Source organism: Streptomyces sp. CNQ329, assembly GCF_000482585.1.
The window spans coordinates 38,536-56,509 of the sequence record NZ_AXVU01000017.1 but is presented as its reverse complement, the minus strand read 5'-3'; the positions used below and the strand labels follow the sequence as shown (position 1 = coordinate 56,509).

Annotated in this window: 9 protein-coding genes; 5 read left to right on the top strand and 4 right to left on the bottom strand. The window is 76.2% G+C overall.

Annotated elements, in window-relative coordinates; genetic code table 11:
- The first annotated feature begins 32 nt into the window (after positions 1-32).
- The 4 genes from gatB (at position 33) to I003_RS0113650 (ending at position 7,618) form a co-directional block, all read left to right on the top strand.
- Positions 33-1,526: an Asp-tRNA(Asn)/Glu-tRNA(Gln) amidotransferase subunit GatB gene (gene gatB, locus I003_RS0113665; RefSeq protein ID WP_027772044.1), complete on the top strand. Its 1,494-nt coding sequence runs from the start codon at positions 33-35 to the stop codon at positions 1,524-1,526.
- 123 nt (positions 1,527-1,649) lie between these two features.
- A complete protein-coding gene (locus I003_RS0113660) occupies positions 1,650-3,890 on the top strand; it encodes an MMPL family transporter (RefSeq protein WP_027772043.1) in 2,241 nt (746 codons plus the stop codon).
- A gap of 34 nt (positions 3,891-3,924) precedes the next feature.
- Entirely contained in the window at positions 3,925-4,566 is a 642-nt protein-coding gene (locus tag I003_RS0113655; protein WP_027772042.1) for a hypothetical protein, read from the top strand.
- A 34-nt stretch (positions 4,567-4,600) separates the two neighbouring features.
- Positions 4,601-7,618 carry a helix-turn-helix transcriptional regulator gene (locus I003_RS0113650; RefSeq protein ID WP_051368232.1) on the top strand — a complete coding sequence of 1,006 codons (3,018 nt, stop codon included), beginning with the start codon at positions 4,601-4,603 and terminating at the stop codon, positions 7,616-7,618.
- A gap of 121 nt (positions 7,619-7,739) precedes the next feature.
- Here I003_RS0113650 and I003_RS0113645 read toward each other — a convergent pair whose 3' ends face one another.
- The 4 genes from I003_RS0113645 to I003_RS36445 all read right to left on the bottom strand — a co-directional run bounded on the left by I003_RS0113645 (position 7,740) and on the right by I003_RS36445 (position 14,629).
- Positions 7,740-10,754, bottom strand: a complete 3,015-nt coding sequence (locus I003_RS0113645) for a helix-turn-helix transcriptional regulator (protein ID WP_027772040.1) — start codon at positions 10,752-10,754, stop codon at positions 7,740-7,742.
- A 169-nt stretch (positions 10,755-10,923) separates the two neighbouring features.
- Entirely contained in the window at positions 10,924-11,079 is a 156-nt protein-coding gene (locus tag I003_RS36450; RefSeq protein WP_199784299.1) for a hypothetical protein, read from the bottom strand.
- A 340-nt stretch (positions 11,080-11,419) separates the two neighbouring features.
- Positions 11,420-14,461, bottom strand: coding sequence for a helix-turn-helix transcriptional regulator (locus tag I003_RS0113635; RefSeq protein WP_027772039.1), 3,042 nt, complete (start codon positions 14,459-14,461; stop codon positions 11,420-11,422).
- A gap of 3 nt (positions 14,462-14,464) precedes the next feature.
- Entirely contained in the window at positions 14,465-14,629 is a 165-nt protein-coding gene (locus I003_RS36445; protein WP_199784298.1) for a hypothetical protein, read from the bottom strand.
- 236 nt (positions 14,630-14,865) lie between these two features.
- On the opposite strand from I003_RS36445, the gene I003_RS0113625 reads away from it, so the two are divergent.
- Positions 14,866-17,967, top strand: coding sequence for a helix-turn-helix transcriptional regulator (locus I003_RS0113625; protein ID WP_027772038.1), 3,102 nt, complete (start codon positions 14,866-14,868; stop codon positions 17,965-17,967).
- The last annotated feature ends 7 nt before the right edge of the window (positions 17,968-17,974 follow it).

Below are 17,974 nucleotides of genomic sequence, written 5' to 3'. Positions count from 1 at the left end.
CCGCGCCGGGGTCGAGAGGCTGGAAGAGAGCTGTGACTGTCACGTACGAGGACGCCCTCGCGACGTACGAGCCGGTGCTGGGCCTGGAGGTCCACGTCGAGCTCGGCACCGCGACCAAGATGTTCTGCGGCTGCGCCACCGCGCTGGGCGCCGGGCCCAACACCCAGACCTGCCCCGTCTGCCTCGGCCTGCCCGGCGCGCTGCCGGTGGTCAACGAGACGGGAGTGGAGTCCGCGGTCAAGATCGGCCTGGCGCTCAACTGCGAGATCGCCGAGTGGTGCCGCTTCGCCCGGAAGAACTATTTCTATCCGGACATGCCGAAGAACTTCCAGACCTCGCAGTACGACGAGCCCATCGCGTACGACGGCTACCTCGACGTCGAGGTCGACGGCGAGGTCTTCCGGGTGGAGATCGAGCGCGCCCACATGGAGGAGGACACCGGCAAGTCCACGCACGTCGGCGGCGCCACCGGACGGATCCACGGGGCCTCGCACTCGCTGCTGGACTACAACCGGGCCGGTATCCCGCTGATCGAGATCGTCACCAAGCCGATCACCGGCGCCGGTGCCAAGGCCCCCGAGGTCGCGAAGGCGTACGTGGCCGAGCTGCGGGAGCTGATCAAGGCCCTCGGCGTCTCCGAGGCCCGGATGGAGCAGGGGCAGATGCGCTGCGACGTGAACCTGTCGCTGATGCCCACCGGCGCCACCGTCTTCGGCACCCGCAGCGAGACGAAGAACGTCAACTCGCTGCGCAGCGTCGAGCGCGCGGTGCGCAGCGAGGTCGTCCGGCACGCCGGGGTCCTCGACGACGGCGGCAAGATCGTCCAGGAGACCCGCCACTTCCACGAGGACACCGGCACCACCACCTCGGGCCGCACCAAGGAGGAGGCGGAGGACTACCGCTACTTCCCCGAGCCCGACCTCGTGCCCGTCGCCCCCGCCCGCGAGTGGGTGGAGAAGCTGCGCGCCGGGCTGCCGGAGCTGCCGCGGCTGCGCCGCAACCGGCTGCGGGAGGAGTGGGGCATCTCCGCGCACGACATGCAGTCCATCCTCAACGCCGGTGCCATCGGCGCGATCGTGGCCACCATCGACGCGGGCGCGGACGCCACCGCGGCGCGCAAGTGGTGGATGGGCGAGCTGGCGCGGCGGGCCAACGAGGACGGCGTCGAGCTGGCCGCGCTGGCGATCACGCCCGAGCAGGTCGCGCGGGTGGCGGCGCTGGTCGCGGAGGGCAAGCTGAACGACAAGCTGGCCCGCCAGGTCATCGCCGGCGTCCTCGACGGCGAGGGCACCCCGGACGAGGTCGTCGACAAGCGCGGTCTGGCCATCGTCAAGGACGAGGGTGCGCTCGGCGCCGCGGTCGACGAGGCCATCGCCGCCAACCCGGCCGTCGCGGACAAGATCCGCGGCGGCAAGGTGCAGGCGGCCGGGGCGCTGGTCGGCGCGGTCATGAAGGCCACCCGCGGCCAGGCGGACGCCGCCCGGGCCCGGGAGCTGATCATGGAGAAGCTGGGCGTGGCGGACTGACCATGTGAAAAAAGCCACTGACCGGACAAACGATCTCCCGCACCTGTAACAGTGGCAGCGCAGGTGCAGAGTCTTTGAGGGCCGACCTCCCTGAAAGATCGTGAATATCCCAGGGAGCCGCCCGTGTCCGGTCTCGCCCGGTGGTGTCTACGCCGCCGCCTGGTCGTCGTCCTGCTCTGGTTCGCCGCCTTCGCGGGCACGGCCGTCGCGGCGGCCCTGCTGGGCCCCGCCTACTCGAACGACTACGACGTCCCGGGCACCGAGTCCGGGCGGGCGCAGGTGCTCATCGCCGAAGCGTTCCCCGGCCTCGACGGCGCCGCGGACACCGTCGTGTGGCACGACGACGGCGGGGTCCGCGACGCGCAGACCACGCAGCGGATGGACGCGGCGCTGACCGAGATCGCCGGGCTGCCGGGGGTCGCGGAGGTGGCCGGGCCGGACGGCTCGTACGCCGCCGACGTTCCCGGCGGCGCCGCCACCACCGGCTCCGGCGGTGCCGAGGGCGGGGCGGTCAGCGCCGACGGGCGCACGGCGTACGCCACCGTCACCTACCGGGACGCCGTGGACGACCTGGCCACCGGTGACGTCCGCAAGGTCGTCGACACCGCGGGGACGGCGTCCGGCGACGGTCTGGAGGTCGCCGTGGGCGGCCCCGGGGCCGGGCTGCTCCAGGCGCCGTCCGTGCACTACGGCGAGGCCGTCGGGGTCGTCGTCGCGGCCGTGGTGCTCTTCATCGCCTTCGGCTCGCTCGCCGCGATGGCGCTGCCGATCGCGACCGCGCTCGTCGGCGTCGGCACCGCGTACGGGTGCGTGACCCTCCTCGGCCACGCCATGGCAGTCGCCGACTTCGCGCCCATGCTCGGCATGCTCATCGGCCTCGGCGTGGGCATCGACTACGCCCTGTTCATCGTCACCAGACACCGCCGCGGCCTGCGCGAAGGGCTGCCGGTCGGCGAGGCCGCGCAGCGCGCCGTGGCCACGGCCGGGCGGGCGGTGGCCTTCGCCGGCGTCACCGTGTGCATCGCCCTGCTCGGCATGCTCGTGCTGCGGCTGAACTTCCTCAACGGCGTCGCCGTCGCCGCCTCGCTGACCGTCGTGCTCACCGTCGCCGCCTCGGTCACGCTGCTGCCGGCGCTGCTCGGGGTCATCGGCATGAAGGCCCTCAGCCGCCGCGAGCGCCGCGCGCTGGTCGAGCACGGCCCGCGGCCCGAGGTGCCGCGCGGGCTCGCCGCCCGCTGGGCGGCCCTGGTGCAGCGCCGGCCGCGGCTGCTGGGCGCGCTCGCGCTGGTGCTGATGGGCGTCCTCGCGCTGCCCGTCGCCGCGCTCCACCTGGGCAGCTCCGACCAGGGCAACCATCCCGCAAGCGCCACCACCAGGCAGGCGTACGACATGATGGCCGACGGCTTCGGCCCCGGCAGCAACGGCCCGCTCACGCTCACCGCCCGCCTCGACGGCGCCGCCGACCGGGTGGCCTTCGACTCGCTGCCGGAGACGCTGAGCGGCACCCCGGGCGTCGCCGACGTCACCGCCGCGGTGCACGGCCAGGGCGGGGGCACCGGGGTGATCACCGTCACCCCGGCGACCGCGCCGCAGGACGAGGCGACCTCGGACCTCGTGGACCGGCTGCGCACCGACGTGCTGCCCGAGGCCGTCGACGGCACGGCGATGCAGGTGCACGTCGGCGGGATCACCGCGGGCCAGGACGACTTCGCCGAGGTGATCGTCGGCAAGCTGCCGCTCTTCGGCGGTGTCGTGATCGCGCTGGGCTGCCTGCTGCTGCTGGTGGCGTTCCGCAGCGTGGGCGTGCCGCTGAAGGCCGCGCTGATGAACGTGCTGGCGGTGACCTCGTCCTTCGGGGTGGTGGTGGCGGTCTTCCAGTGGGGCTGGGGGAGCGGGCTGCTCGGGCTGGGCGCCACGGGTCCGATCGAGCCGTTCCTGCCGGTGATCATGATCTCCGTGCTCTTCGGGCTCTCGATGGACTACCAGGTCTTCCTGGTCAGCAGGATGTACGAGGAGTGGCGGGCGACCCGTGACAACAGGCGGGCGGTACGGGTCGGGCTCGCCGAGACCGGCCGGGTGATCAACTGCGCGGCACTCATCATGATCGCGGTCTTCTCGGCGTTCGCGCTGGGCGGGGACCGGATCATCGCGATGTTCGGCGTGGCGCTGGCCGCGGCGGTGGCCCTGGACGCCTTCGTGCTGCGCACGCTGCTCGTACCGGCGCTGATGTGCCTCCTGGGCCGGGCCAACTGGTGGCTGCCGGGCTGGCTGGAGCGGCGGCTGCCGCGCATCGGCGTCGAAGGGCCCGGGGAGCCGGCGGCGGCCGAGCACATCGGGCTGCCGCGGGCGCCCGCCGTCCGTTAATACGTCTCTCAGACGGGCCGCCTACGGTCGCGGCATGACTGCACTGCCGAAGACCGACCGGGCGGCCCGCGCCGCCGGGAACGACACCGCGGAGGCCACAGAGGCGACGGGGGCCGCGGACACCGCGAAGGGCACCGGCACGGCCGGGGCGCCGCCCGCCGTCGAAGCCGCGTACGACGAGACCGCCGGGGACGGCGCCGCCGGGCCCGGCGAGCACCACGACGGTCCCGGCCCGGACGACGACGAGCCCGGCGACCTGCCCCCGGCCGCCCGCGCCCCCTCCGGCGTGGCCGTCGGCGCCGCGGCCCTCGTGGGTGCCGCCCTGGGCCTCGCCTCGCTGACCGGCACCTGGCTGGCCGACCTCGTCTCCGCCCGCCGGGAGCTGACCGGCCAGCTCGAATCCGCCGACGGCACCGCCGCCGAGCAGATATCCGCCGCCTACGGCACCCCCTGGCACACCATCGCCCTGTTCAACGGCCTCACCGCGGTCGTCGCCCTGATCGTGTCCGCGACGGTGCTGGTCCGCCCGGCCTTCGGCGACACCGCCCTGCGGCCCGTGGTGTGGGTGCGGGCCGTGGCCGTCGCGGGGCTCGTGCTCGGCGCGCTCGGGCTGCTGATCGCGGCCGTGATGCGCTTCGACGTCTTCGCCGGCCTTCCCACCGTGCCCGGCCAGTGAGAAAACCGATTCCACGCTGTCAGTGCAGCGTGGGATGCTCGACAGCGTGCAGAGCCGATCCATCAGCCCGGTGTTCGCAGGCCGTCATGACGAGTTGAAGACCCTCGACGCCGCACTCGCCCGCGCCGCGCTCGGCGAGCCGCAGGTGCTGCTCGTGGGCGGCGAGGCGGGCGTCGGCAAGAGCCGGCTGCTGGACGAGTTTTTGGAGGCCGCGCAGGACGCCGGCGCGGTCACCGCGGTCGGCGGCTGTCTGGAGCTGGGCGCCGACGGCCTGCCGTTCGCCCCGTTCGCCACGGCGCTGCGCATGCTGCACCGCAAGGTCGGTACCGAGCTGACGGAGCTGGCCGCCGGCCAGGAGCCGGTGCTCGCCCGGCTGCTGCCCGACCTGGGTCCGGTCACCGAGGAGCCGCACGGCCAGGACAGCCGCGCCCGGCTCTTCGAGCTGACCGTCGGCCTGCTGGAGCGGCTGGCCGCCGGCCGCACCGTGGTGCTGGCCCTGGAGGACCTGCACTGGGCGGACCGCTCCACCCGCGAGCTGCTCGGGTATCTCGTCCGGTCGGTCCAGGGCGCCCGCCTGGTGGTCCTCATGACGTACCGCTCGGACGACGTCCACCGCCGCCATCCGCTGCGCCCCTTCCTCGCCGAGCTGGACCGGCTGCGCTCCGTGCAGCGGCTGGAGCTGGCCCGGCTCAGTGAGGACGAGGTGCGCAGCCAGCTCGCCGGCATCCGCGGCGTGGCCGAGCCCGAGCGCGAGCTGACCGCCGAGGTGTACGCGCGCAGCGAGGGCATCCCCTTCTTCGTCGAGGAGCTGGCCCTCAGCGACGACGCCGGCCGGCTCAGCGACTCCCTGCGCGATCTGCTGCTCGTCCGGGTCGAGGCGCTGTCCGAGGGCGCCCAGCGCGTGGTGCGCCTCGCCGCGCGGAACGCGCGCGTCCCGCACGCGTTGCTGGCCGTGGTCTCCGGCCTCAGCGAGGACGAGCTGATCGAGGGCCTGCGCGCCGCCGTCGGGGCGAACGTGCTGGTGCCCGACGAGGAGGGCGAGGCATACCGCTTCCGGCACGCGCTGCTGCGCGAGGCCGTGCTCGACGACCTGCTGCCCGGCGAGCGCACCCGCCTCAGCCGGCGGTACGCCGAGGCCCTGGAGGACGATCCCTTCCTGGTCCCGGCGGAGGAGCGGGCCACCCGCCTGGCGAGCTACTGGTACTACGCGCGTGATCCCGCCAAGGCCCTGCCCGCCGTGCTCCACGCCGCCCTCGAAACCCGCGCCCGGCACGCCTACGCCGAGCAGCTCAAGCTGCTGGAGCGGGCGCTGGAGCTGTGGGACGAGGTGTCGCCGGAGGAGCGCCGCGGCCTGCCCTCGCAGGGCGGTCTGGAGTCGTATCCGCCGTGCGGCTGCGGGGACCGCCCGGAGGAGATCGAGCTGCACCTGGTCGATCTCCTGGCGCACGCCGCGTTCGCGGCCCGGCTGGACCACCAGTGGGAGTCGGCGCTGAAGTTCGTGAAGAAGGCGCTCAAGGTCCTCGACGAGACGCGGGATCCGCTGCGCGCCGCCTGGTTCTGGATGGAGCGCTCCAAGCTCATCGCCCTCGCCGGCCGCGGCGACGGCCGCGCGGAGCTGACCCGGGCGCACGAGCTGGTGCACGACCTGCCGGCCTCGGCCACCCACGCCGACGTCCTGGCGCACGTGGCGATGTGGGAGCTGCTGCACGCCTCCGACCAGGACAGCATGGCGCTCGCCGAGCGGGCCGTCGAGCTGGCCCGCCAGGTGGGCGCCGGGGAGGTCGAGCTGGGCGCGCGGATCACCCTGTGCACCCTGCGCTCGGCCAAGGGCGACCCCGACGCCTGGATCGCCGAGCTGTACGAGATCCGGGAGCTGGCCGGGCAGCGCGGCGCCCACCGCCAGATGGGCCGCGCGTGCATCAACCTCTGCGACGCGCTGGAGAAGGCGGGGCGGTCCGCGGAGGCGGTCGAGGCGGGCCTCGCCGGGATCACGGACATGTACGCCCGCGGGCTGTACGACTCCGCGGCCTTCGCCGCGCTCAACGTGGTGGAGTCCCTGACCTCGCTGGGCGAGTGGGACCGCGCCGAGCAGATCCGCCAGGAGTGGATGCGGTACGCGGCCGGCTCCCGCACCGCCGCGTCGGTGGCGCTGCGGCGGGCCGAGCTCGCGCTGCTGCGCGGGGAGTTCGAGCTGGTGCCGGAGCTGATCGCCGCCGCCCGCCGGTACCGCGGGCGGAACGACGGCGAGCCGCAGTACGAACTGCCGTTCGCCGCCGTGGAGATGAGCGCGCTGCGGACGCTGGGCCAGGCGCCGCAGGCGCTCGACCTGCTGGAGCAGCACCTCGCGCTGCTGCCGCAGTCCGGCCAGGAGACGTACGTCTGGCAGCTTCTCGTCGCCGGGGCCCGGCTGGCCGGGGACGTCGCCGGGGCCCCGGGCGTGCCGGCGGAACGGCGCGCCGCGACCGTGGCCCGGCTGGCGGACGCGGCCTCGGAGCTGCCGGCCGAAGGGCCGCTGTGGACTCCGCATTCCCGCCTCTTCGCCGCCGAACTGGCCCGCGCCCGCGGCGTCGCCGACCCCGGCGTATGGGCGGAGGCCGCCGCGGTGTACGAGCCGCTGGGCCACCCGCACACGCTGGCGCACGTCGCGTACCGCCGGGCGGAGGCGCTGCTCACCGACGGCGCGGGCGGCGCCGGACAGGCCCGCGACACCGCCACGCCGCTGCTGGCCGAGGCGCATGCGACGGCGGTCCGCCTCGGCGCGGCCCCGCTCCGCGAGGCCGTGGAACAACTCGCCGGCCGCGCCCGCGTCCCCCTCGGCCCGGCGTCCCGGCCGCCGGCGGATCCGGTGGAGTCGCTGGGCCTGACGGCCCGGGAGACCGACGTGCTGCGGCGGGTGGCGGCGGGGCGGAGCAACCGCGAGATCGCCGAGGAGCTGTTCATCGCGCCCAAGACGGCGAGTGTGCACGTGTCCAATCTGATGGCGAAGCTCGGCGTGTCGAACCGCGGCGAGGCGGCGGCGGTGGCGCACCGGCTGCGGCTGTTCGAGGACTAGCGGCCCGCGGTGCCGGCGTTTCCGGGCCCGGGCCTGTCGGAGCGGCAGCGGGAGCCGCCCGGCCGGTCCGCCGCGGCGCCGTGGCGCGGGGCTCTCACCCCGCGGGCGTACGGCCGGGGCGTCACACGCTTTCGAAGAGGCGCAGGCGGTGGGCCAGGGCGGCGGCTTCGCCGCGGTTGGAGACGCCGAGCTTCGCCATCAGATGGGACACGTGCACGCTGGCGGTCTTCGGTGAGATGAACAGCTCCTCCGCGATCTGCCTGTTGCTCCGGCCCGCGGTGACCAGCCGCAGGACATCGGTCTCCCGGGCCGTCAGCCCGAGCGCCTCCGCCGGATCCTGCGGTTCGCCCGCCGCGGCATCGTCCGGGTCCGTGAGCGGGATCCTCGCCCGCGCCGCCAACTGCTCCACCCCGTCGCCGAGCGGGGCCGCACCCAGCGCCGCCGCCGTCGCGTGCACCTGCCTGAGCAGGTGCGCCGCCTGCTCCCGTACGGATGCGGACGCACCGCCCGCCAGCAGCGCCTCGGCCCAGCGGTAGCGCACCCAGCCCAGTTCGTACGGCCGCTCCAGCGGCTCCAGCGCCGCCGCCGCCACCTCCCAGAGCGCCACCTCCGAGCGGCCCCGCGCCCGCTCCAGCTCCGCGGTGAAGTACCGCCGCCACGCCGCCCACACCGGCGTCGGGGTGTCCAACTGCCCCGCCGCGCGCTCCAGCCGGTCCAGCAGGTCCTCGCGCCCGGCCGCCGTGCCCGGCAGACCGCGCACGTCCCCCTCCGCCGCCGCGGCCGAGACCAGCAACTGCCACAGATACGACTCGTGCCCCAGCTCCGGCAGTTTCGCCAGACCCTCGGCGAGCACCGCCCGCGCCTCGTCGTACCGCCCGCGCTCCATCAGGATCCGCGACTGGATCTGCACCGCCCGGAAGGCGCTCTGCGGCTCCGCGAACGTCGCCCCGCCCTCCTCGCGCGCCGCGGAGAACAGTTCCCCGGCCCGGTCCGGGTGGCCGCGGTAGAGCGCCAGCCAGGCGGCGGCCAGGGTGGCGAACGCGCGGGTACGGGCCTGGGCCCCGTACGACCGCAGCCGGGCGAGGTCCTCCTCGGCGGCATCCCACTCGCCGACGGAGATCATCGCGTCGACCATGTTGCACCCGATGAAGGCGATCGAGTCGCGCAGGCCCTGCTTCCGGGCCGCCGCGAGACCCGCTCGCGCCGCCTCGATGGCCTCGCGCGACCGGCCGGTCATCTCCAGGACGGACGCGAGGTTGTTGTACGCCCGGCCGATGACGGTCGGGGCCCCGCTGCGGTCGGCGGCCTCGCGCAGCTCGTACAGCTCGGCGATGCCGCGGTCGACATCGGCGGCGTGCGCCCGCAGCGTCGCCAGCGTGATCCGCGCGTGCAGCTCCACCTCCGCGGCGCCGACCAGCCGGGCCTGCTCCACCGCGCTCTCCGCCAGCGGGATGCTGGCCGGGGCCGGGCTGTGCAGCATCTTCCACAGCGCCGCCGTCGCCAGCACGTCCGCCTTCACCGGCGAGGGCGGGCGGCCGGCCACCAGTTCCTGCGCCCGGCCCAGCTCCGCCCAGCCGTCGCCGCCGCCGCTGTTGACGATCTGCCACTGCCGCTCCAGCCAGAACCACGCCGCACGCTCCGGCTCCCGCGCTTCGTCGAGCAGTTCCAGCGCCCGGCGGGTCAGGGTGCGGGCCTGCTCGTGCGCGTCGTCCAGCCGGGCGGCGACCGTGGCCTCGGCCAGCAGGTCGAGGAAGTGCAGATGGGGTTCGTCGGCGCAGCGGCACAGCGGATACGACTCGGCGTAGCGGGCGACGGGCAACTCGCGCAACTGCGCGTCCGGCACCTCGTCCCACAGCTCGACGGCCCGCCGCAGCATGGCGAGCTGCTCGGCGAACGCGTGCCGCATCCCCGCCTCGTCCGCCGCCTTGAGCGCGGCGGGCAGCGCCCGGGCCGGGTCGCGGGCGGCGTACCAGTGGCTGGCCAGCCGGGCGGCGTACTCCTCCGCGCGGACCAGCGAGGGGTCGGCCGCCAGCGCCTCGGCGTAGCGCCGGTGCAGCCGGGAGCGCTCGCCGGGCAGCAGGTCGTCCCCGGTGGCCTCACGGAGCAGCGCGTGCCGGAAGCGGAAGCTGTCGGTGCCCGGGCCGCCCGCCGCGGGAATCAGGATGCCGGCGTCGACGGCGGGCCGCAGCGCCTCGATCAGCTCCTCCTCGCCCTGCCCCGACACGGCGAGCAGCAGCCCGAACTCCACGGTCGAGCCGGCCTCCGCGGCGGTCCGCAGCACCCGCTGCGTCGCCTCCGGCAGCGTCTCGACCCGTACCAGCAGCAGATCGCGCAGCGACTCCGACAGCGTGTCGGGTGAGCCGCCGCAGTCCAGGAGAGCGGTCAGCTCCTCGACGAAGAACGGGTTGCCGTCCGAGCGCTGGAAGATCGTGTCCACCAGGTGGGGCAGCGGGCCGGTGCCGCGGATCGCGGTGAGCTGGCCGATGACCTCCCGGCGGGTGAAGCGCGCCAGCTCCAGCCGCTGCACCGTGCGCAGCCGGTCGAGTTCGGCGAGGAAGGGGCGCAGGGGGTGGCGGCGGTGGATGTCGTCGGAGCGGTATGTGCCCAGCAGCACCACGCGGGCGCCCTGGAGGGACCGGATGAGATAGCCCAGCAGCTCGCGGGTGGAGCGGTCGGACCAGTGCAGGTCCTCCAGCGCCAGCACCACCGTCCGCCCGTCGGCCAGCCTCTCCAGCAGCCGGGCGGCGTGCTCGAAGAGCCGGGCCTTGGCGTCGGCGTCGTGCCGGTCCCCGGGCTCCGCCCCGCCGCCGGCCCCGGCCAGCTCGGGCAGCAGCCGGGCCAGCTCGGCCTCGCCGCCGCGGGCGGCGTCCGCCAGCTCGTCGCCGAGCGCACGGTGCAGCGCACGCAGGGCGGTGGCGAACGGCGCGAACGGCAGTCCTTCGGCGCCCAGCTCCAGACAGCCGCCGACCGCGACCACGGCGCCCGCCCGCTCGGCGCGGCCGGCGAACTCCTCCAGCAGCCGGGTCTTGCCCACCCCGGCTTCGCCGCCGACCAGCACGGCCTGCGGCACGCCGGCGTCGGCCCGCTCCAGCGTGGCGCCGAGGGAGCGCAGTTCGTCGGCCCGGCCGACGAGCACAGGGCTCACGCACGAGATCGTCACAGTGGAGAGCATCGCACAGCGCTACGCCACGGGGGCAGCCCGGCGAGGGCCCGGGAAGGGGGCCACGGCCGGCGAGAGCGCCCGGCCCGCGGTGCGCGGGCGGGGCGCTCTGTGGAGCGGTCCTTCGGCGGCATCGTCCGTCACCTCACGCGGCCTTCACCCAGCGGGCCAGGGCGCGCGCCCGGCGGGCCGCGCGGCGCTCCTCGCGGCGGGCGACCGCGGCCTCGCGGGCGAGGCGGTACTGCGCCGCCTCGCGGCGCAGGTCGGCGGAGCGGGTCTCGTGCATCTGGTACGCGAACATCTCTGTCTCCCCGGCGTTTCGGCTGGTCTCTTCCGGTGTGACTCCAGCGTCGCCGCCCAGGGGGGTCCGCCACATCGGGAGACTTCCGCATCTCCGCGCCCCCGCCGCCTTACCCGGCGGCCCTACGGGCGCGTACCGGCCTAAGGCGGCGGGGGGCGCGCGCCGCCGGGCGCCTGAGGTGCCTTACGCGCCGCGCCGGCCGGACCTGGCCGCACGGCCGGATACGACCGGTCCATCCGGCGGACGCCCGGCACCGGTCCCCCGGTCCCGGGCGTCGCCCGCGCGTTCGGCGGCTGCGCCGTGGCCCGCCGGTCCTCGCCGCACACGGCGAGGCGGACCGCTAGGCGTCCTCGAAGAGGTGCAGGCGGTGCGCCGTCGCCGCCGCCTCGCCGCGGCCCGAGACGCCCAGCTTCGCCATCAGGTTGGATACGTGCACGCTGGCCGTCTTGGGCGAGATGAACAGTTCCTCGGCGATCTGCCGGTTGCTGCGCCCCGCCGTCACCAGCTTCAGCACCTCCTGCTCCCGCGACGTCAGCCCCAGCGCCCGGACCGGGTCCGACGGAGCCGGTTCCGGGCCGCCCAGAGGCAGGCGGGCGCGGGAGGCGAGGGCGGTGACCGCCGTGCGCAACGGGGTGGCACCGAGGGCGGTGGCCGTCGCGTGGGCGTCGGCCAGCAGGCCGGCCGCCTGCTCCCGGTCACCGGCGGCGAGCAGGGCCTCCGCCCACCGGTGCCGTACCCGGGCCAGCTCATAGGGCCGCTCCAGCGGCTCGAACGCGGCCGCCGCCGCGGCCCACGGCAGCGGGTCGGGGTCGCCGGCGGCGCGGGACGCGTGGGCGGTGAGGAAGAGGGCGTGCGCCGCCCATACCGGCGCCGAACAGGGCAGCCCCGCCGCGGCGGCGCGGATCCGCGCCAGCGCCGCCGCGCCGCCCCGTGCGAACGCCGGGACCCGCCGCCCGTCCCCCTCGGCCTCCGCCGCGACGATCAGCAGCAGCCAGGCATACCGGTGGACGCCCGGCGCGAGACCGGCGTCGATGGTGCGGGCCGCCTCCTCGCGGGCGCCCGCCAGGTCGCCGCGGGCCGCCGCGACCGCCGCCGTCAGGGTGCTGAGCGGGATCGCCATCTGCGGCTGCATCTGCTGCGGCCCGAGCCGGTCCCGGGCGGCGGCGAGCAGCGTCTCCGCCCGGGACACGTCACCGCGGAACAGCGCCAGCCGGGCCCGCGCCTGCACCAGATTGCCGTACGTCAGCGCGACGACCGCGTCCGGCTCCGCCCGGTCGGCGACGCGCTCCGCCTCCTCCCAGCGGCCCATCGCCACCAGGGAGTCCACCTGGTTGCCGAGGGAGAACGCCACCTTGTCGCGCCGTCCGCGGCTCGCCGCCGCCCGCACCGCGTCGGCCGCGGCCTCCGCCGCCTCCCGGGAGCGGCCCAGATTCTCCAGCGCCGCCGACAGGTTCAGCTCCGCCCGCGCCGCCGCCGTGTAGTCCCCGCTGCGCCGGGCCCGGTCGCGGGCCTCGCGCAGGATCTCCAGGCCGGCGTTCTCCTGCCCGGAGTCCTCCAGGTGGATGCCCAGCATCACCCGGGCGTTCAGCTCCAGGTTCTCCTCGCCGGCCGCGGCGGCGGTCCGTACCGCCAGTTCGGCGGCCGCCAGCCCTTCCGGGCGGCCGGGCCGGTGCAGCATCTCCCAGCTCGCCGCGGCCGTCAGCGCCAGCGCCGGCACCCGCGACGGCGGCAGGTCGCGCACCAGCCGCAGCGCGTGGTCCAGCTCGGCGCGGCCGTCGCCGCGCGCCAGTTGCTCCACCAGCCAGTGCCGCTGCACCCAGAACCACGCCGTGCGCAGCGGATCGGCCGTCTCGTCGATGGCCTCCAGCGCCCGCCGGGTCAGCCCCAGCGCCCGTTCCTGCTCGTCCGCGAGCCGGGCGGCGACGACGGTCTCGGCGAGCAGGTCCAGCTCGGTGAGCGGGGAGTCCGGCGCGTCAGGTTCGTAGTCATCGATCCCGTCCGCGGGCCGCAGCCGGGCGCGTACCTCGCCGGGCACGTCGTCCCACAGCTCCATCGCCCGCTTCAGCAGTTCGTACTGTTCGGCGAACGCGTGCCGGCAGCGTGCCTCCACCGCCGCCGCGAGCACCGCGGGCAGCGCCCGCGCACTGTCCCGGCCGTGGTGCCAGTGCCGGGCGATGCGGGTGAGCCGCTGCTCGGCCCGGACGAGCGTGGGATCGGCCTGGAGGACCTCGGCATAGCGGCGGTTGAGCCGGGAGCGCTCACCGGGCAGCAGGTCGTCGCGGACCGCCTCGCGCAGCAGCGCGTGCCGGAAGCGGTACGACTCGCCGTCCTCGTCGGGTACGAGCACGTTGTCGGCGACGGCCTCGCGCAGCGACTCCAGCAGCGCGTCCTCGCCCTCGCCGGTGACCGCGGCCAGCAGCGCGTGCTCCGCGTGGCTGCCGGCCTCCGCGGCGACCCGCACCACCCGCTGCGCGGGCTCGGTCAGCCGCTCGACGCGGACGAGCAGCAGGTCGCGCAGCGACTCGCTGATGCTGCAGTCCGGGTTGGCCGAGAGCTCCTCGACGAAGAACGGGTTGCCCTCGCTGCGCCGGAAGATGTCGTCGACGTGGGTGGGCCTGGGCACGGTGCCGTGGATGCCGGTGAGCTGGGCGGCGACCTCGTCGCGGCTGAGCGGGGCCAGCTCGATGCGGCGCACGGAGCGCAGCCGGTCCAGCTCGGCGAGGAAGGGGCGCAGGGGGTGGCGGCGGTGGACGTCGTCGGAGCGGTACGTCGCCAGCAGCACCAGCCGGGTGGCCTGCAGGGTGCGGAAGAGGTAGGAGAGCAGCTCGCGGGTGGAGCGGTCGGACCAGTGCAGATCCTCCAGGGCGAGGACCACGGTGCGGTCGGCGGCCAGCCGCTCCAGGCTCTGGGCGGTCAGCTCGAAGAGGCGGGTGCGCCCGTCGCGTTCGTGCGGGGGCCCGCCGGACGGGGGCGCGTACGAGGAGTCGGGCAGCAGCCGGGACAGCTCCTCCTCGCGCCCGGCGACGGCCGCGGAGATCGCCTCGTCGCCCAGCTCGCGCTGCAGGACCCGCAGGGCGGTCGTGAACGGCGCGAACGGCAGCCCGTCCGCGCCGAGTTCGACGCAGCCGCCGGCCGCGGTCACCGCGCCGGCGGCGCGCGCCGCGCCCAGGAACTCCTCCACCAGCCGCGTCTTGCCGACGCCGGCCTCGCCCGCCACCACGAACGCCTGCGGCTCGCCCGCGGAGGCGCGGGCGAGCGCGGCGTCGAGAGTCTTCAGTTCTTCCGTGCGGCCTGCGAGGACGGGGCTGAGGCGGACGGCTCTCACACCGCCGAGGATGTCATGTGCCTCGGCCCCGGCGACAGGTACCGGCGGGGCGGCCACTGCTCAGGCCGCCTTCACCCAGTTCCCGCGGCGGACGGCACCGCCCGCGCCGGTGTCCCGCCGCCGGGCCGCCCGGCGGGCGGCGGCGGCGCTGCGCGCCATCCGGTACTCGGCGGCGCTGCGGCGCAGCTCGGCGGACCGGGCCCGGTGGATCTCGTAGTCGTACATCTTCGCTCCCCTGTGAGTCGGCTTCCTGCCGTGTTCTCCCTGTGCCTCAAGACTCCTCTCCCAGGGGGGTGCGGCACATCGGGAGACTTCCTCATCTCCGGGTACGCGGAGCCTTAGATGCCCGCCTCAGCGGGCCCGCAGGGCCTAAGGCCCCCTCCTACGGCCACCCGCGGCGCCTTACCGCCGGGGTCCGCGGAGACCCCCGGCCGCGTCCCGCCCCGGGCACGTGACGTGCGATGCTCGGTCGCGTGGAGTCCCCGAAGACCGTGAACCCGGCCGGCGCGGGCGCCGGCATACGGCCCGGCGGCCGGGTGTTCGTCGGCCGCGGCGCGGAGCTTCGTGCGCTGACGGAGGCGTACGAGCGGGCCGCCGCGGGCGAGCCGGGCGCCGTACTCGTGGGCGGGGAGGCGGGCGTCGGCAAGTCCCGGCTGGTGGAGGAGTTCCTGGCCCGCGCCGAGGCCGCCGGGGCGGTCGCCGCCGTCGGCAACTGCATCGAGTCCGGCGCCGACGGCCTGCCCTTCGCGCCCTTCTCCACCGCGCTGCGCGCCCTGCGCCGCCGCCTCGGCCGCCGGCTGGACGACGCCGTCGCCGGACAGGAGGGCGAGCTGGCCCGGCTGCTGCCGGAGCTGGGGCCGCTCCCCGGCCTGCCGGCCGCCGCGCAGGGCGAGGCCGGGCGGGCGCGGCTGTACGAACTCGCCGCCCGGATGCTGGAGAGGCTGGCCGGCGAGCAGGTGCTCGTGCTCGTCGTCGAGGACCTCCACTGGGCCGACCACTCCACCCGTGAACTGCTCGGCTATCTGCTGCGCTCCGTCCAGGCCGCCCGGCTGCTCTTCGTCACCACCTACCGCTCCGACGACCTGCACCGCCGCCATCCGCTGCGCCCGGCCCTCGCCGAGCTGGACCGGCTGCGCGCCGTACGCCGCTTCGAGCTGGACCGCTTCAGCCGTGACGAGGTGCGCAGCCAGCTCGCCGGGCTGCGCGGCGGTGAGCCGCCGGAGGAGCTGGTGGCGGAGATCTACGGGCGCTCGGACGGCAACGCCTTCTTCGTCGAGGAGCTGGTCGCGGGCATCGGCGCGGGGGAGGAGGGCGCTGCGGACGGTGCCGGCGGTGCGGCCCTCGGCCGGCCCGCGGCCGGGATCGGCGAGACGCTGCGCGACCTGCTGCTCGTACGGGCCGAGGCGCTGCCGGACCCCGCCCGGCGGATCGTCGCGCTGGCGGCGGTCGGCGGCGACCGCGTCGACACCCCGCTCCTGGCCGCCGTCTCGGGCCTCGGCGAGGACGAGCTGTTCGACGCGCTGCGCACCGCCATCGGCGCCGGGGTGCTGCTCCCCGCCGACGCGCGCGTGGACGCCTACCGCTTCCGGCACGCCCTCATGCGCGAAGCCGTCTCCGACGACCTGCTGCCCGGCGAGCGTGCCCGCCTCAGCCGCCGCTTCGCCGAGGCGCTGGAGGCCGACCCCGGGCTCGTACGGGCCGACGAGCGCCCGGCCCGGCTGGCCGGCTACTGGTATCTGGCGGGCGATCCCGCCCGCGCCCTGCCCGCCGTCCTCGCCGCCGCCGCGGACGCCCGCGCCCGGCACGCGTTCGCCGACCAGCTCGGGCTGCTGGAGCGGGCCGTCGCGCTGTGGGACGAGGCCCCGCCCGAGGCCCGTACCGTGCCCGACTCCGGCGGCGTCTACCCCCGGGCCGAGCGCCCGGAGTTCGCCGACCTGCTGGCCGAGACGGTGGTGGCGGCCCGGCTCGCCTCCGCCTACGGCAGGGCGATCACGCTCGGCGACCGCGCGCTGCGGCTGCTCGGCACCCGCGCACCCCTGCGCGCCGCGTGGTTCAGGGTCGAGCGCGCCCGCTGTCTGCAGTCCCTCGGCCGCGGCGACGGCCGGGAGGAGCTTCGCCGGGCGCAGGAACTGGTCCGCGGCCTGCCGCCGTCGCCGGTCCACGCGCTGGTGCTCGCCGATATCGCCAACTGGGAGGCGCTGCGCACCCCGGGGGCCGGCGCGATCGAGGCCGCGGAGCGCGCCGTGCAACTGGCCCGGCTGGTCGGCGCGGACGAGACCGAGCTGACCGTGCGCATCCCGCTGGCCTGGATGAGGGTCCAGTCCGGCGACGTCGAGGGCGGCATCGCCGAGTTCCACGCCGTACGGGAGCGGGCGCTGGCCGGCGGCCTGGTGGTGGCCGCGGCGCGGGCGTACGCGAACCTGCCCGGGGCCCTCGAAAGCGTCGGCCGGACCCGGGAGGCGGTGGCCGCGGCGGAGGAGGCGGTCGGGGCGCTGGCCGACTCGGGGCTCGCCGTCTTCCTCTCCCTCAGCCACGGCAACCACGCCCACGCGCTGCTGTCGCTGGGCCGCTGGACCGAGGCCGAGGAGGCCATGGCCGCGCAGTTCCGCACCGCGCGCAGCGCGCAGTCGCGCGGCAGCGCGGTGCTGAGCCGGGCGCTGCTGGCGCTGCTGCGCGGGGATCACACCCTGGTGCGCCGGGAACTGGCCGCCGCCCGGGAGGAGTTCGGGGACGACCGGCAGCCGCAGTACGAGCTGCCGCGGGCCGGGCTGGTGATCGCGCTGGCCGCCGCGGAGGGGCGGGTCGCCGAGATGCGCGCCGCGTTCCGGCAGGCGGTCGGCGACGGGCTGCGGCTGGGCATGCAGCGCTACGCCTGGCCGCTGCTCTACGCCGCGGCCGCCGCCGAGGCCCGGCTGCGCGCGCTGCCCGCGGCGGAGGCGGGGCGGGCGGCGGCGCTGGCCCGGATCCGCTCGGCGATGCGCAGCCTGCCGCGGTTCGCGGCGCCGTGGGAGGCGCAGGCGCTGATGACGGAGGCGGAGCTGTTCGCGGCGGAGGGCCGCGACGCGACGGCGCGCTGGGCGGAGGCCGAGGCGGCGTGGGCGGATCTGGAGTGGCCGTACGAGCAGGCGCTGACCCGCTGCCGCCGGGCGGAGTCGGTGCTCGCGGGTGGCCCGGCCGCCGGCGCGGCACGCGACCGCGCGGCACGCGACGATGCGGCGGAGGCGCTGCGGCGGGCGTACGACGCGGCGGCGGCACTCGGCGCGGCCGGGCTCGCCCGCGACGCCGAGGCGCTGGCCGCGCGCGCCGGGATCGCCCTGACCGCGGATGCCGCCGCCACGGAACCGGAGGATCCCGCGGAGGCGCTGGGGCTGACGGCGCGGGAGGCGGACGTGCTGCGGCTGGTGGCGGCGGGGCGGAGCAACAGGCAGATCGCGGAGGAGCTCTTCATCTCGCCGAAGACGGCGAGCGTGCACGTGTCCCACATCCTGGCGAAGCTGGGGGTGGCGGCGCGGGGGGAGGCGGCGGCGGTGGCGCACCGGCTGCGGCTGTTCGGACGCGGCTGAGCCACCG

Excerpts from the sequence above, each read along its gene's own strand:
- I003_RS36445 (WP_199784298.1), bottom strand. The coding sequence starts at position 14,629 with ATGTACGACTACGAGATCCACCGGGCCCGGTCCGCCGAGCTGCGCCGC.
- I003_RS36450 (WP_199784299.1), bottom strand. The coding sequence starts at position 11,079 with ATGTTCGCGTACCAGATGCACGAGACCCGCTCCGCCGACCTGCGCCGC.
- I003_RS0113655 (WP_027772042.1), top strand. The coding sequence starts at position 3,925 with ATGACTGCACTGCCGAAGACCGACCGGGCGGCCCGCGCCGCCGGGAAC.
- I003_RS0113650 (WP_051368232.1), top strand. The coding sequence starts at position 4,601 with ATGCTCGACAGCGTGCAGAGCCGATCCATCAGCCCGGTGTTCGCAGGC.
- I003_RS0113625 (WP_027772038.1), top strand. The coding sequence starts at position 14,866 with ATGCTCGGTCGCGTGGAGTCCCCGAAGACCGTGAACCCGGCCGGCGCG.